This is a genomic window from Sphingomonas asaccharolytica NBRC 15499 (genome assembly GCF_001598355.1).
Classification (GTDB): Bacteria; Pseudomonadota; Alphaproteobacteria; order Sphingomonadales; family Sphingomonadaceae; genus Sphingomonas; species Sphingomonas asaccharolytica.
This window is the reverse complement of sequence record NZ_BCYU01000092.1, coordinates 1-15,328: the sequence shown is the minus strand read 5'-3', so window position 1 is coordinate 15,328 and position 15,328 is coordinate 1. Positions and strand designations below refer to the sequence as shown.

Below are 15,328 nucleotides of genomic sequence, written 5' to 3'. Positions count from 1 at the left end.
GGCAGCCGCGGGGGCAGGTGTCGGCGCCGGGGGTGCGGGCGCCGGGGGTGCGGGCGCCGGGCGTAGGCCGGCATCCAACCGCGCGGCGCGAGCTGTCTCGTCGGCCGATTCCGCCGTCTGCCGCGCGGTGCGGTCGCTGGCGATCCGCGCCGCCTCTGCATCGGGGTTGATCGTATTGACCCGGATTCGCTCGACATCCTGGACGCCCGCCAGCCGCGTGAGCGGGACGTAATCGGTGCGGAACACCAGTTCGACCCCACTGCTCAGATTGACGTCCGTGTGCATGTTCTCGGTGGTCTGCGTGCGATCTGTCGTGACGTAGCCGATGGTATTCTGGACCTTGGCCTCCGCGCCCCACGGCCCGAACTTGGCGTTGACGCTCGCGTTGGTCGTATTGTGCAGGTCGAATTGCGAGCCACGGTCATTGGTCGCCGCGCTGGTCGCATCGATGTGGAAGTTCATCGCGGCGTTGAGCCGCCCGCTTTCGATGACGATGCGCTGGAGGCCCATCTGGATCATCGTCGCGAGCAATTGCTGGCGGTTACGCGCCAGAGTCTGCTGCACGAACGGCACGAGCGTTTCGGGGTTCGATCCGGGCGGCACCGGGTCTCCCGGTGGGATGCCGAGCGTGCTGCGCAGGATCGCCTCGGATGGCGGCTGCGCTCCCGATTTGAGCGCCAGCCGGGTGGAAGCGGCGCGCTCCGCCTCGATCTCTGCCTGGCGCTCGCGGCGTTCGTCGGGGCTGAGGCCGCTCAGATCCTCGGGCATGCCGTCGCTGTCGTCGCCCCCCTGCACTTCGTACGAGGCGGGAAAATGCTCGGCAAGCCATTGCCGCGCGCCGCCCACGCCGACATTGCTGTCGGCGAACCCCTCGGTGGTCTGCGCGACATTGCGGATCAGCTCGACGAAGGCGGTGAGCTGCTGCTGGTTCGAATCGTTCATCGCCTTGAACACGCCGGTGATCAGCTCGGTCACGAAGCGCGGGAACGATACCGCGTTGAGCACCGCCTGGGTCGTGCCGGCGACGCGATTGACGGCGACGCCGGAAAATTCGGAGCCTGCATTCTGCGCCAACGCCAGCACGGGACGCGGACGGCGGCCGCCCTGCAGGTCGTCATGGTCGAGCGCGGCCGACCCGATCTTGACCAGGCCGCGAGCAAGGTCGCGCCGCGTGGTCTGGTCGAGCGCGTTGAATCCCTGTTGGGTCGACAGCAAGGCGCGAACATTGTGACGGACATCGTCGCGCGCACCCGCTCGGTCCGGCCGGGTGCCCGGCACCGGCGCCAGGAAGGCGGCCGACGCCATGTCAGCCGCCCAGTGCGGCCCAGGCCGAGCTCGCAGGCGGTGGCGGTGGGGGCGGCGCGATCGCGGCGGCGGGAGAGGAATCCCCCGCGACGCTTTCGCCGATGCTGAGCGTCGCCTCGATCCAGTCGGCGGCCGCGCCTACCACCGCATCGCCGACGGCGACCAGCGGCGCGGCGCCCGACGCCTGGTCGGCGATATCGGCAAGCCAGGCGATCACCGTCATTCCGGCCTTGCCGCGATGGACATAGGGGGTTGGCTGGACCGGCTGTTGATGGGCGGCGCGGGCGATGCCCGTCACCACATCCCACACGTCGCGTGCGCCGAAGGCATGGCGCAGGTCCGGATGGCCCACGATCGCGAAGGCGTCTTTGAGCATCTGGACGATCTCGCCCGCCATGAACGCGGTGATCCCGCCGCTCGCCTGGGCGAGGTTCTGGACCAGCGCCCGCACGGCGGCGCGCACTCGCGCCTGTTGCGCGCTGCCGCCATAAGGATCGCCCGCCGACAATGCGTCGAGCTTGTAGAGCGACTCGCACAATTCGAGCATGCGGTCCTCGAACTGGAAATTGCGGTCGGCGTCGGCCGCCGCGGGACCGGTCGAGGTACCGAACAGACGGGAAAAGAAGGCGCCCCGTTCGGCCGCGCTGACGCGTTCATTGCGATGGCGCCACCATGTCGCGACCAATTTCTCCGCGCCGCCAAGATCCAGTGTCGTCGCGCCGGTGGCCGACAGGCCCGCAAGCGTTTCTACCGCGGGGATTATCCCGGCGGGCTCGAGATCGGCGGCAAGATAGAGCGAGGCCAGGGCGCGCAATTGCGCCTTGTCGACGCGATCGGCCGCGGCATCGGGAATGTCGATATCGCCAAGCTGATCGAGCGCGAAGGCAAGTCCCGGCGCGGTCGCGCGCGCCACCAGTCGTTCGCCGGTCGACAACGCCGCGCCAAGCTGGGCATCGGCGATCGGGGCGATGGCGGACACGCCCATGGCTCAATGCGTTCCCGCCGCGGGCGTGGTGGCGGCTTTCGCGTTGGGGTTGTACGGCGTCGAATTGCCCTGGATCACCGACATCATCTCCGGCGTCGCCATCTTGTCGAGCGGCAGATAGTCGCTCTTGAAATTGACCCGAACCTCGCCCGACAGCTTGGCCTTGACCTCGGCCTTGGACTCACTGGTCTCGTCGAGCGCGGAGCCCACCGTCGCGACATGTTCCTGCGTCGCCTCGAATGCCGCGCTGGCGCTATAGGGCGTGTACCAGCTGCCATATTCGGCCTTCATGCTCTCCTTGTATTTCTGCGCCGACCGGTCGTTCATCGACGCGGTGTAATGGCGGTTGGCGGTGTCGCTCGCGCGCATGTCGAAGATGACTTTGGCGTTGATCGACCCGTCAGTGATGACGATGCGGTTGATCCCCAGCATGACCATCGACGACAGCAATTGCTGGCGCTGCTTGGCCATTTGCAGCCGCGCAGCGGTGACCAGCCGCAATTCGGCATTGGCGTCGCTGAGATCGGTGACCGGGGGATTGACGTTCATGTCGCGGCTGATCTCGGCGAGGCGAACCTCCGCATCCTCGCCCGTGGCCTCAAGCCGCGGCGGCGGCTGCGCGGCGGTGTCGCCATCGGCGAAACTGTCGGCATTGCTGCTGGTGCCGACCGACAGGGTATCGGGATAGGCATCGGCGAGATAATCGCGCCCCGACGCCTCGCCGATATTGTCGCGCATAAACTGGTCGGTGGTCTTGGCGACGTTGGCGATCAGCTCGCCATAGGCGCGCATCTGCTCGATCGAGCTTTCGACGATCGCCTGGAAAACGTTCTTGATCAGCCCGCCGACGAATTTGGGAAAATCGACCTTCTGAACCATCTGGCCGAATTGCTCGACGCCTTGCTGGGTGGCGCCGGCGACGAAATCCTTGCCGGCAAAGCCCGGGCTTTTCGACAGCGCCTTCTTGGTATCCTCGACCGGATCGGCGAGCGCGCCGGCGATCGGCGCGACGGATGCCGCCCCGACCGGCGCTATCTCGCCGCGCGCCTCGCGGCCGGCGATCTCCGACCGCACGCCGTTGGGGTCGGCGATGTAAGACAGGACCCGGACGGTGTCGGCAGCGATCTTCTTGCGCTCGTGATCGGGCAGGTCGAGGAAGGACGGGATCGCGGTCAGCAGCCGCCGCACTTCGGGGCGCGTAGCGTCGAACGCTTCGGCGCTGGTCGGCGGGAGACCGCCCAATGACGGCGAGGAGCGCGGTGGCGAAGCGATGAGCATGGCGCGCCCCTCAAGCAGCCGGAGCCGGGGCGGGCGCCGGAGCCGGCGTAGCGGCTGGCGCGGCACGGGGACTTGGCACGACATTGGGGTCGGCCGGGGTAGCATTGCCCTGGATTGCGGCGATCATCTGCGGCGTCGCCATCTTGTCGAGCGGCAGGTAGTCGCTCTTGAAATTGACGTCGACCGCACCCGACAACTGGATCTTGGTCTGGAGGGCGGCGGTCGACGCCTCCGAAGCCGCGGTCTGGGCAGTGATGATCGGCTTGTTCTCGTACTGATATTCGCCCTTGGCGTAATAATCGGCACTGTAATCGGTATTGCCGTCGCTGCGGCTGTAGTCGCGCTTTCCACCGCTGTCATATTTGCCCGACCCCGACGACGTCTGCTGAACGTTGCCATATCGGTCGCGCGCCATGTCGACGGCGCTTGCAGTGCGCCGTTTCGACATCGTGTCGTTGGCACGGACGTCATAGATGATCTTCGCCGAGATCTTGCCGTCGGTGACGACGATGCGGTTAATCCCCATCAGCACGATGCTGGCCATTAATTGCTGGCGTTGGCGCGCAAGCTGTATGCGGCTGTTCTCGATCAGCGCCTTTTCGACGTTGGCGTCGGACAGATCGAGGCTCTTGAGCGCGCCGTTCTCGAACTGGAGCTTGTTGTTGACCTGCTTAAGCGCCTCGCCTTCGTCGACGCCCTCGCGCAACTGGAGCTTCGGACCCGCAGGCTGGTCGCCCCAGCCGTCGTCGCTTTGGCCAATCTGGAACAGATCGGGGAACTGGTCGACCATATTGTCGCGCCCCTGATTGTCCGAGACATTGTCGTCCATGAACTGGTGGAGCGACTTGGCAACCGATGCGATCATCTCCTGATAAGCCTGCATCTGCTCGATCGAGCTCTTGGTGATCGACTGGAAGACTCCGCTGATCAGCGCCGAGACGAACGACGGGAATTGGACCTGGTTGAGCAGCAGGCCGGCGGTGTTCGCCGCGGCGGTCGCGGCATCAGCCTTGAACTCGTCCTTGCCGATCGCATCTACCGCCGCGTTGCGTTCCTGCCAGCTCGCCTCCGCGGCCGCCTTGTCGTCGCCCTCGGCAAGCGCCTGCGCCGCCGGTTGGCCAAGCCCGCCGGGTATACGATTGCCTTCTATCCCCTCGGGCCTCGCCAGATAGTCTGCGATCAGCGCGGTGTTACGTGCAATGTCCTGCTGGTCGCCGGGCGACATCTGGCGGAACGCGTCCGACTGGGTGAGCAGCTGCGCGACGCTTTGCCGCACGTGCGGGTCGGGCGTCGACCCAGCGGGCCGGCTGGGCGGCGGCGGAGCGATCGATTGGGCGGCGGCATACATGGCGAACCTCGCTGGAAAGCGTCTTTTGGGTCAGGCGGCGACTTGCAGCGCCTCAGGCGGCAACTCAAACTCGACCGGGCGCAGATACAGACTGACGCGCGGCGGCGCGGTCGCGTCGGTGCGCAGGCTAACGATCGAGAAGCGGCCAGGCCAATGCTCGTCTTCGGGCGTGAACGCGCCCATCCAGCGTTCGAGCGCGGCAAGCCCGCGCGGCCGCTCGGCAAGCCCCATGGTAAGCAGGCTGAGGAAGCTGGGCGGCACGTCGGGGATCGCCGCGAGCAGGACGTAGATTTCGAAATCGGGGCCGTTGGGCCCTTCGCCGAACGCGAGGAGCGCCCCATGGGCGGGGAGCTCGAAGCGGCCGCCGAGCACCAGGCCGAGCATCTGCATGATACCCGGCAGGCGATGCCCGATCCCGAGCACGTCCATCACCGGCTGAAGGTCGGCGAGGCGCAACGGCTCGGTGCAGGCGAACGTCAGCCGCTGCCCGCCCATGTCGCGCTGCGCTGCCATCGTCGTGAACAGCGGCTTCAGCCCCGGCACCAATTGCAGCGCCGGCCGGACGATGCGGCCTAGGCTGATCGGCATATCATCGATCATCCCGCCTCCATCAGGCAGCTCGTAATAGATTTTCGACGCATAGAGCCCGTCGCGGTCGAAGCTCGACCCGAAGAACGCGCCGTAATCGAGGTTGCCGCCGGGTCGTGCGAAGCCGCGATAAGGCTCGCTCGCCTGGTCGAACCAGCGCAGCGCGTCGCCCCCCATGAAACTGCCGACCAGACGCCGCATTTCGCGCGTCGATTCGTCGCGCCGGTCGATCGACGATGCCTGCGGCGGCAAGGGTTCGATCGTGAACCGCAGCTTGCCCGGTTGGGTTTCCGAAAAGCTCGGCTCGAACGGTGCCGCCATCGGCATCAGCGCGTTGTCGCGATAGCGCGGATCGTCGGCGGGATAGGCGAAGGTCCGCATGAACAGGTCGCGCGACGGTGCAAACGGATCGGCGGTACCCAGCGCGCGCGCCGCGCTCTTTAGGCGGTGTTCGACCCGCTGCACCAGCGGCGCGTCTCGTGAAGGAAATGGCATTGTCTGTTCCTCAAGCGTTCGAGGGTGGACGACCGCCCGAGGTCAATTCGGGCGGTAGCCATGGCCGTTGGCGTAAGCAGGATGCGCCGGCGTTCCGCGCCCCAGCCCGACCCCGAGGTCGCCGATTCCGTCGAGCATGTCGCGGGCCATGGCAGGGATCTGGATCGGCTTGGACGTCATTTGCGGCGCCTCGCGCGGTTGCGACAATTCCTCGATCTGGCTGTCGGTCGTCGCAGTGTCGGCGAGCCACAGCTCGCAGGCGTTGACGAGGTCGTAGTCGGTCGGATCGATCGTCGAACGATGCGTCGCGGCAACGTCCGGGTTGCGCACCTGGTCGATGTCGATGATCGGCCCTGTCGCGGCATTGACCCGCACCACGTTGTTGGCGAGCCACGCCGTGATGATCGTCCCGCACGTCGCCAGCGTCCGATAGCGCGAGCTGGTCTTGGCCCCGCCCAGTTCATAGGTCGCGACCTGGTCGACGACTTGCCACATGTCCTTGGCGCCGTACGAACCGAGAATCTCGGGGTCCTGCAACAGGCCGATCATGAACTTGACCTGCGACTGAATCTCGCGCGCGGCGTAATGCGCCATGCCATAGCCGTGGAGTGAGAGGTTGCCGGCGAGATCGCGGGCCGCCTTGCGCACTTGCTGGTGGCTGATCGGGCTCGGCGTGGCCGAGCGCAGCAACTGGTCGACCTCGCTCTGGCGGATGAACGACGACACCGACGAGACGAAGCGGATCCACAGATCGTTGAACTCGCGATTGACCATCCCGCCGGGGTCGCCGCCCGGGATGCCGAGCGTGATCGCGGCGAAGTTCTTGCGCTCCTGCTCGGACATCCGGTTGGGCGCCTCGCGCCAGTAGCGATAGAGCATCTTGCCGGCATTGCCCGGGCCGATCGGCAGCATGCCGTGCTGGAATTGCTCGACAATGCGGTCGACGACCTGGAACACTTTTAGCTCCTCGAACATCGCCGAGACGATCATCGGCCCCATCACGCGCACATTCTCGGCGACGATGGTCTGGTCGGCGAGATCCTCGAGATCGGGCAAATCGATGCCGAGATCGGCAATGCTGTCCTCACCGCCGATATTCTGGACCTGATCAAGCACTTCGTTGACCCGGCGGCGCAACTGCGGCTCATTGATTGTGACCTTGCGCTGGGCCAGCCCGCGCAGCACCGACGCATATTCGGCGGTGCTGATTCCCGGCGCGTCCCCGCCGCGCCCGTCCGGATCGCCTTCGCGGGCTAGCAGCATCAGCACGCGGTCGGCGAGTTCGCCATAACTGCGCGCTTCCCCAACGGCGGCGAAGAACTGGCGCGTGAAGCTGTCCATCAGCGGATGGCTGACGTTCGGATAGATCGTCAGGCCATTGCCCTTGCCGCCGGCAGCGATCGTCATGCCGGTCTTGTTGGTGTTCTGCGACACCAATGTGACCGGCGGCGGCGTCGCGCCGTCGAGCGCAAGGACACCCATTGTCAGCGCGACGATCGAGAACGGTTGGTTTTCGTCGCTATCGAACAGCAATTTGCCGCCGTCGACTTCGGTCCGCAACTCGGGATTGATCAGCGATTGCGTGTTGAGCAAGGTGCGTGCGCCGACGAACAGCGGATCGCATACCTCGTCCATCTTGCTGTTGTTCCGCTGGCTCTTGGCGATCTCGTCGAGGATCTTTTCCGATAATTCCTTCTCGGCCTGCTCGGCGGTGCTGAGCGCGCGGCCCTTTTTCTCGATCGCGACGAGCCGCGCGACCGTGTTGACGTGGCGATCGTGCGCGATCCGCTCGCGGTCGGCGAGGTCGCGGAACCGGGTTTCGGGATTGATCGTGTTCATCTTGGTGTCTCCTTGAATTCGTTGGGATTGGCTGGTCAGCGGCGCGATGTCGGGTCAGCCGTCATCGGCGCCTCCATCGTCATCCCCGTCGCCCGGCTGGCCGAGCGCGCGGTCGAGGTCCTGGTCGAGTGCGGCGAGTGCCGCGGCGGCGTCGAGAATACCGGCACCGCAGCCGCTCACACCGCCGACGGCGAACGGCTGCGCGGTGCGCATCAGGATGTCGCGCACGGTCTCGGCATCGATCGGCCGCGCGCGGCGATGGCTGCGCGCGACCAGCAAGGCCGCGGCGCCGGCCGCGAAAGGCGCGGCGAAGCTGGTACCCGTAGCATATTGATAGCCCTGGACCGCCGTGGTGAGGACGTGCTCGCCCGGGGCGCACAGGGCGACATGAGCGCCTCGCGTCGAAAACGCGGTCGGGCGCCGGTCGCCGCCAACCGCACCGATCGCAATCACGTCGGGATAAGCGGCAGGCCAATAGATCGTCTCGCGCCCATTATTGCCGCTTGCCGCGATCAGGATGCAGCCGCGCGCAATGGCATAGGCGACGGTGTCGGCATGCGGTTTGGGGCTATGCGGCGCCAGCGCCGAATCGTCCGTGCCGAAGCTCATGTTGATCACCTTGGCGCCGAGATCGACCGCCAGCTTCATCGCCATGTCGAGGTCACTGATCGCGCCTAGCCCGACCGCATTGGTCTTGCCCGGCAGCCGCGCCGCAGCGAGCGCGCGCATCGGAATGATCCGGCACGCCCCGCCCAGCCCGGGCGGCATGCGCAGGCCTTCACCGGCAATGATCCCGGCGCAGCCCATGCCGTGACCGACGAAGCGATCCTCGGGATTGCCGTCGCTGCGGCGGTGGTCGCCGAGCAATTGCACGCCGGTCGCGACATCGGCGCTTTCGAGCCGGACGGTGTCGAACCCGGGGCGGAACGTGCGGGGGAATTCGGGATGCTTTTCCACCCCGCTGTCGACCAGCCCGACGACGACGCCGTCGTCGCCCGGCTCGATCGCATGCGCCTCAGCCAGGCGGATCATCTCGCGCGCTGCCCAGCCGTCGTCATGGTCGGGGGCGGCCAGCGCGCGGGCGGCATCGAACGGTGTCACCGCGACATAATTGGGCGTCGCGCTTTCCACCGTTGGGATTTGCGCCAGCGTCTCGCATAGCTGGCCGATCGGCGTGCCGGCGGGAACGCGCAGGACGAGCGTGCGCGCCATGCCCGTCTGCTGCTCGACCGCGTCATAGCCGAGATGGTCGTGACCGGCGCCGTGTGCGCCCACTGCGGAGAACAAGCGCGCCGCGCGGAAGGCGCCCGCGCGCTCGCCGATGATGCGATCGACCGGCCCGCCGTCGATTGAGGTCGCTGCGGCGAGCGCGCCGCGCGCAATGTCGCGCACCGTTGGGACGTGCGCCGGTGCCTCGCCGAGCGCGAGCTTGACCATCAGGCTGGTTGGCAGGCTGTATTGCCGTTCGCCGGACGACGCCCAGGGCGTACCGAGTGCGCGGATCGTCATTGCCGCGTCTCCGTCGGTTCGGGGATCGCCGCGATGCCGATCGCTGCCGGCAGGATATCGGGCTCCGCCACGGGCGCGCGCCGCTCGGGCGCGAAGGCGCTGAGGTCGAAGCTCATCGCGGTCGACAAGGCCGGCTCGGGCGCGACGGCGAGTTCGCCGGCCCATTGGTCGTGCCCCGGCGCCAGCAGCAGTTCGTTGGGACCGGATTTGAGGATCGAGACCGGCTTGTCGCCGATTCGGACATGCGGGAACAGGTTGCCGCGAACCAGGTTGCGGCCGGTCACGCGGATCATCGGCGGCGCCTCGGGATCGGCTCCGGGAGCCGGACGGACCGGCTCGACGCGCTGGACCAGGGGTTCGGACGAGCGGTCGAGCGCCTTGCGGAGGCGGTCGATCGACAGATTGGTGACGCGCCCGATCGTATGAACCGATCCCTTTTCCTCGGCGCGCTGCAATTGCTTGACGGTCCGCACCCCTGCCCATTCGAGCCGTTTGCGCTCGTCGCTGGTCAGGTCGTCGCCGAGTTCGTCGAGCGGCTGGTCGTCGGGATCGTCCGACATCGCCACGGCATTCTCCTCGATCGCCGGACGCGTGATCGCAGTGAACACCAGGTGGAACATGCTGGTATCGGTTTCCCCCGGGCCGGCGGGGCGGATGCGGATCTCGCTGTCGGTGAACTCGACATGCGCGCGCAGGTCGAGATTGATGTCCTTGATCGCAAAGGTTAGCGGCAGATTGAGATTGCGTGCCTTGATCGCCATCGCCGATTGCGCATTGTCGAGCTGGCTCTGCACCGCCTGGATGAAATCCTCGAGCCGGAGCGTGGCGGTGCCGTTCATGCCGGCTCTCCATCGGCCGGCACCGCGTGCCAGGTGACCGCAAGCCGCGCGGGATCGGGGTCGAAAGCGGTCCGCGTGATGAACAGCGGCACGTCGCCGAGCAGTTCGGCACCGTCGGCGGTCGAGATCAGCCGCATGTCGATCGGCAACGTCATTTCGAGCGATCGCGCGCGCACCGTGCCACCGCCGCCCATCAGGTTCGCGACATCCGCGAGCTCGCCGAGCAATTCGCCAAGCGGACGGCGGCCGGTCATGCCGGCGCTCCCGCCGGAACCGGCGCCGATACCGTGCTGGGTGCAGGCACCGGAGCGGGCACAGGCGTTGCGACTATGGGCACGGCAGGCGCGGTAGACGCGGACGGTGACGCAACCGGAGCGGTGCCGGTAGCCGGTCGCGCCGCGGCCTGACGACTATGGCGCTCGAGCAGCGTCCGCTGCGCTTCATCGACGAAGCGATCGAGCGGCAGCGTCTCCGACGCGAAGTTGATCTTCACGTCGCCGAACAATTCGGCCTTAAGCTCGCTGTCCGACTGCGCGTTGACGCCGACCGTCGACACCTTGGTGATCGCGCCGTCGCTGCCGCGGGCGCCCCAGGTGGTCCCGCCGGTGCCGGGGTCGTTCGACGTCGCATACTGGACCGCGGCATTGTCGGTCGCCGCCGCGCGGAAGCGTAGCCGCGCACCGATCGAGCCATCCTTGATGACGACGCGCTGCATACCGAGCAGCACCATGGTCGACAGGGTCGATAGGCGCTGCTGCGCGACGCGTTCGCGTGCCTTGGGCAGGATGTTGTTTTCGAGCGTGTCGGCCGAGAATTCGTTGCCGTCCTCCCCGAAGTCGGCGAGCCAGCTCGGTTCGGCGGCGGCGTCACTGCTATCGTCGCCGCTGCCCGGCTGCTTCAACGGAGCCAGCGTATAATCACCGCCATTCTGCACCAGCGTTACATCGTGCGGATATTGCTCGACCAGCCAGGCGCGGGCCTGGCCCTGAGTGACATTCTCCTGGGCGAATTGCTCGAGCGGCTTGGCGACCGCGCTGACGAGATCCGCAAAGCTCTCCATCTGCTTGATCGAGCTGTCGACGATCGCGTCGAACGTTCCGTGGACCAGCGACGCGACGAATGCGGGGAAGTCGATTTCGTCCGACAGCGCGCCGGCGCGGCGGCCGAGCGCGTCGGTCGCCTTCTCCTTGGGCGCGGTCGATCCGTTGCTACTCGTGTCGGAGGTCGGCAGGACGTTGTCGGTCGAGCCGTCGTTGGTCGTCCCGCCGGGGTCCGCGATCTCGCGCCCGAACGCATCGCGAGCGAGCGCCATCGCCGGGGCAAAGCCGCCACGGGCCGGCGGTGGCGGAGGGATGAGGCGTGCCATCGACTTGACCCCGCGCGCCCGCTCAGGCCGGCTGCAATTGCTGCAGCGGAGCGGGCGCCGGGGCTGGCGATGGCGGCGTCGCGGGGGCGACCGATTCCGCCGGCGCGCGGTCGGCGCCGTGCAGCGTCTGCTGACGGCCGTCGCCCGATAGCGTCACATCGGTCACCGCGACCTGATCTTCTTCGCCCGAGCGGCTGAAGGTGGTCGTGACGCGCACCTTGAGACTCACGCGGTCCGGGGTCGAGCCATTGCGGCAGATGTCGCCGCGGACCGAGGCGCTCCAACCGTCGAGCACCTGTCCCCCCGTCGGGGTAATCGCGATATCGCCGACGGCGCCACCCTGGAATTTCCAGTCGATCGCGACGCCGGCCTGGGTGCGCCCGCTCGGCCCCTCGATATAGGGCCAGTCGTCGAGCATCACGCGCTCACCCGGCATCGCTGGGCTCCCGGCGCCACCGGCCAGCGCGTTGTCGGGCATCACCATGCCGGCAAGCTGCGCAAGGTCGTAGCTGCGACCGTCCTTGCTGCTGGCTTGGCGGGTCAGTGCCGTGCCAACGCCGAACCCGCCGTCGCCCGCAACAGGATCGGCCAGAGCGTGTGTTCGGACGATGGCGCGGCGCGGCGGATTGGCACCCAGCGAGAATGCGTAGCCCGCTCCTGTCGCGCTGCCGCGATTGATCGTATGGCCGAATGCCCCGCCCGAATGGAGCAACTGGATCCGGTCGGTATTGCCGGCCGCCTCGAACTCGGTGGTGAAGGCGTCGTAGGTCATGATGTACTGGCTGCCGGTCTGGTGCGTGTCGGCGTAACTGCCCGGCGCGCCCGGCGTCCCTACGACGCGGTCCCACGGATCGGTGATACGGACGTAGTAAGCGCCGTCCTTGCGATACATGCCGGTGACGACGATCGCGTGGATGCCAGGGACGTCGGCGGTGACCCAGATCGGCCCGTTCGCCTCGAGCACGCCGCGGAAGCCCTCGGGCGTGTAGCAGGCATTGGGTTCGACTGTCAGGCCGATCGCATTGGCGAAGGCCCGCTTGTCGCCGGGCGCGAGGCCGCTGGTCAGCGAGCTGGTTAGATTGTGGCATTGCGCGATCAGCTCAGGCGAGACGCTCTGGCGGTCGCGCCAGCCGATCACCATCGCCGCGGCGGTCGCCCAGCAGCTGTTGTCGGTCGGCTGCGGGATCGGATATACTTCGTCCCAATTGACCGACCAGTCATCGGCATCGAGGGCGCGGACGCTGCCATAGCTTTGCGCTGCGGCGGGATCGGGCAGCGCGAAGCCGAAAGCACGCAGCCCCGCGCAGACCGTCGTGAAATTGGCCGGCAGCGGTCGGTTGGGATCGGCGGCATAAGCGTCGAGCCCGGCCTTGCCCGCAGGCGCGCCACCGGGCGCCGCTTCGTTCGCCGCCATCAGCAACGCGAGGTCGCGCGCATTGCTCGCGGCGGCAAGCCCGGCAAGCTGGGCGGCAACGCCCGAGCCGATCGCAACCTCATCCAGCGCTCCGCTCTGGTCGGAGGCACTGCGCGGGAAGACGATGAAACTGACCGGAAAATTGTTGTTGAACCGGCTGCCGCGGCCGCTGCCGCCGAGGTTGGTACCGACCTTCTGCGAACCCTCGCCCAACGCGGAGCTCTGTGCGCCGCCCGAATCGACGAAGTAGAACGGGCTCTGCAACGTCTGGTCGTGACGAATAGCGAGGCCGAAATCGCCGAGCGCCATGCCTTGATCGCGAAGCTTGCCAGACAGCGCGCCATAAGGGATGCGTGAAGCGTCGAAATAGCGCCGCTGCGCGTAAGGCGGCTGCGACGGATCGGCCGCCCGCGCCGTCTGCGACACGTAGTAACCAGGCGACGGATCGCCATTCTGCGCCTGCTGAATGACCGGGAAGCGCCCCTTCTTGTCGCGCTCGGGCCGCTGGTCGATCCGGGCATGGCCGTTGACGACTTCGGGATCGGACGGCGACATTGCCACCACACCGACCCAGCGGCCGTCATCGCTGACCGCATTGGCTAGATTGTCGTCGCCTGTATCGTCCGGATGGTAGGCGGTCGGCGACCCGTCGAAATCAACATTGGGATGGCCGAAGAAGACGAACGCGACCGGCTGGTCGGGGGCATTGTCCCAGGCGACCGCCGTAAGCTTGACTTGCTTATAGTCGACTGTGTGCCAATGGCCGGGAACGTCAGCGAAGACCAAAGAAGATCCCGCCATCGCATGCGACAACCGGGGGGAGGCCTTTGACGCGCGCGCGGCGACCGAGTGCGATTCCGATCCGAGCGATTGGGCTGCGGCCCCGGCAAGCGCGGGCAGCGGAATCCACCCGGTACTGACCTCCTGATCGGTCGGCGCCGGGAGCGAATCCGGCCCCTTCCCGGCAGCGACGGGGTCGTAGGAGTAAACCAGCTGGCGGTTGATATAAAGCTCGTGCGCCGGGAAGCCGTCGTGATCGCCGACGATCATCGCCTCGGGACCGTTGGCACCCGGTTTGAGATAGATGGCGATATCCGCGTCGATGTCGGGCGACGTGATCAGTGGCAATGCGCCGGCCATTTCGATCGATACGACCGCACTCTGACTGGTCATCGCCAGGATGCTGCGTGTGGTGGTCGATGCGCCCTGATAGATGCGCAGGTTCGAATCGCTGGCCGCCAGGGTCGCACGCCGGCTCGGCCCCGGCCCGCCTGCGACCTTGTCCATCCACCAGTCCGGCTTCCCGTTGACGTGATAGGTGTACGTCGAATCGTACGCGGTCGATTCGCCCCAATGGCGGTCGACCGTACGCAGATTGCTGATGCTGCCGTCGGCACCGAGAGTCAGCGTCGCGGTGATCTCTCCCCGGCTGGTTCCCTGGTCGTAGCTGAAGCCGCGATTGTCGCCGCCGAAATCCTCGCCGCCGATCAGATGACTGCCGAGATCATAGTCCGACAGCGGGCCCTTGATCAGCGGCGACGGAATGAAGGCGCGATACTTGATCTCGATCGTGCTGCCGCCGCCGTCCATTGCCCGCGCGGAGGCGAGCGATTGCCCAGTCGCCTGCGGGGCACAGAAGCGGTTGCTGACCAGGTTCATGAAATGATCCCAGTCCCACGCGCCGTCGGGGCACGAGGCGTGGCTGGTATTGGGATCGGCCTCACGATGGCCGATGATCGTGGTGCGGTCGGGAGTCAGCCCGTATTTGTCGCAGAGATAGGTGACCAGGGCCGCGGACTCGCAATATTGCGTGTCGGTCGGCGGGGTATACGGATAGCATTGCTGTCCGCCGCCGCGCTTCGGATAGCAGGCGCCGCCCTGCTTGATCGCGACATGCTCGATACCGATGCTGCGGCGATTGGCACCCTTGGCGTGCCAGGCGGTATCGGCCTCGTTGACGAACTGGACGATCTCGCCGTCCTGGCCGACCAGATAATGCGCGCTCGCCTGCGCGCCGGCGGCGGTGAAGGTGTTTACCGTGCTCGAAGTGGTCGGCGCGTCGGTGATGTGGATGACGATGCGATCGATCGCGGTGCCGTTACGGCCCGTCGTGAAGGCGGGGGACGGCGCGATCCGGGAGACGCGGCTATAGTCCGCCGTGGTCAGCGAAAGAGCGCCAGCCTGGGCAACGGGCTGCGGGTCGGCATCGTCGCTATAGGGCGCGGCATCGATGCCCATATCCTCCGGATCGGCGTCGAATGTGCGGCTATAGGCGAGGCCCGCGGCTGCAGCCGCCGGTGGTGTTTGCGCGGTCGCGGCGGGTGCCGGCGCGATCGCGCCAGGGGCCGAGGCCGCGGCCGGC

Annotated in this window: 11 protein-coding genes; all 11 read right to left on the bottom strand. The window is 67.0% G+C overall.

Features of this window, described 5'->3' with window-relative positions:
* A partial coding sequence (locus SAS01S_RS18960) for a hypothetical protein (RefSeq protein WP_218016336.1) occupies nucleotides 1-1,305 on the bottom strand: 1,305 nt, incomplete at its 3' end.
* Between the two features lies 1 nt (nucleotide 1,306).
* The gene (locus SAS01S_RS18955) at nucleotides 1,307-2,284 is read right to left on the bottom strand and encodes a hypothetical protein (RefSeq protein ID WP_157082909.1); all 978 of its coding nucleotides are present in this window, start codon (nucleotides 2,282-2,284) and stop codon (nucleotides 1,307-1,309) included.
* A gap of 9 nt (nucleotides 2,285-2,293) precedes the next feature.
* A complete protein-coding gene (locus tag SAS01S_RS18950) occupies nucleotides 2,294-3,568 on the bottom strand; it encodes a hypothetical protein (protein WP_157082908.1) in 1,275 nt (424 codons plus the stop codon).
* Nucleotides 3,569-3,578: 10 nt separating this feature from the next.
* On the bottom strand, nucleotides 3,579-4,916 hold the full coding sequence (locus SAS01S_RS18945; RefSeq protein ID WP_218016335.1) for a hypothetical protein: 1,338 nt from the start codon (nucleotides 4,914-4,916) through the stop codon (nucleotides 3,579-3,581).
* A 30-nt stretch (nucleotides 4,917-4,946) separates the two neighbouring features.
* Nucleotides 4,947-5,999 (bottom strand): hypothetical protein, encoded by a 1,053-nt coding sequence (locus SAS01S_RS18940; RefSeq protein WP_066812437.1) that lies wholly within the window; start codon nucleotides 5,997-5,999, stop codon nucleotides 4,947-4,949.
* A 42-nt stretch (nucleotides 6,000-6,041) separates the two neighbouring features.
* Nucleotides 6,042-7,838 carry a hypothetical protein gene (locus tag SAS01S_RS18935; protein WP_066812436.1) on the bottom strand — a complete coding sequence of 599 codons (1,797 nt, stop codon included), beginning with the start codon at nucleotides 7,836-7,838 and terminating at the stop codon, nucleotides 6,042-6,044.
* Between the two features lie 54 nt (nucleotides 7,839-7,892).
* The gene (locus tag SAS01S_RS18930) at nucleotides 7,893-9,347 is read right to left on the bottom strand and encodes a S8 family peptidase (RefSeq protein ID WP_066812435.1); all 1,455 of its coding nucleotides are present in this window, start codon (nucleotides 9,345-9,347) and stop codon (nucleotides 7,893-7,895) included.
* A complete protein-coding gene (locus SAS01S_RS18925; RefSeq protein WP_066812434.1) occupies nucleotides 9,344-10,186 on the bottom strand; it encodes a hypothetical protein in 843 nt (280 codons plus the stop codon). The genes SAS01S_RS18930 and SAS01S_RS18925 overlap by 4 nt, the downstream gene beginning before the upstream one ends.
* Nucleotides 10,183-10,440, bottom strand: a complete 258-nt coding sequence (locus SAS01S_RS18920) for a hypothetical protein (protein WP_066812433.1) — start codon at nucleotides 10,438-10,440, stop codon at nucleotides 10,183-10,185. The genes SAS01S_RS18925 and SAS01S_RS18920 overlap by 4 nt, the downstream gene beginning before the upstream one ends.
* A complete protein-coding gene (locus SAS01S_RS18915; protein ID WP_157082907.1) occupies nucleotides 10,437-11,552 on the bottom strand; it encodes a hypothetical protein in 1,116 nt (371 codons plus the stop codon). The genes SAS01S_RS18920 and SAS01S_RS18915 overlap by 4 nt, the downstream gene beginning before the upstream one ends.
* Before the next feature lie 22 nt (nucleotides 11,553-11,574).
* Nucleotides 11,575-15,328 (bottom strand): N-acetylmuramoyl-L-alanine amidase (locus SAS01S_RS18910; RefSeq protein WP_174544990.1); only part of this gene is annotated, 3,754 nt, incomplete at its 5' end.

What these genes read in the sequence shown, in the direction of transcription:
- SAS01S_RS18950 (WP_157082908.1), bottom strand. Translation starts at nt 3,568, where the DNA reads ATGCTCATCGCTTCGCCACCGCGCTCCTCGCCGTCATTGGGCGGTCTC.
- SAS01S_RS18945 (WP_218016335.1), bottom strand. Translation starts at nt 4,916, where the DNA reads ATGTATGCCGCCGCCCAATCGATCGCTCCGCCGCCGCCCAGCCGGCCC.
- SAS01S_RS18940 (WP_066812437.1), bottom strand. Translation starts at nt 5,999, where the DNA reads ATGCCATTTCCTTCACGAGACGCGCCGCTGGTGCAGCGGGTCGAACAC.
- SAS01S_RS18935 (WP_066812436.1), bottom strand. Translation starts at nt 7,838, where the DNA reads ATGAACACGATCAATCCCGAAACCCGGTTCCGCGACCTCGCCGACCGC.
- SAS01S_RS18930 (WP_066812435.1), bottom strand. Translation starts at nt 9,347, where the DNA reads ATGACGATCCGCGCACTCGGTACGCCCTGGGCGTCGTCCGGCGAACGG.
- SAS01S_RS18925 (WP_066812434.1), bottom strand. Translation starts at nt 10,186, where the DNA reads ATGAACGGCACCGCCACGCTCCGGCTCGAGGATTTCATCCAGGCGGTG.
- SAS01S_RS18920 (WP_066812433.1), bottom strand. Translation starts at nt 10,440, where the DNA reads ATGACCGGCCGCCGTCCGCTTGGCGAATTGCTCGGCGAGCTCGCGGAT.
- SAS01S_RS18915 (WP_157082907.1), bottom strand. Translation starts at nt 11,552, where the DNA reads ATGGCACGCCTCATCCCTCCGCCACCGCCGGCCCGTGGCGGCTTTGCC.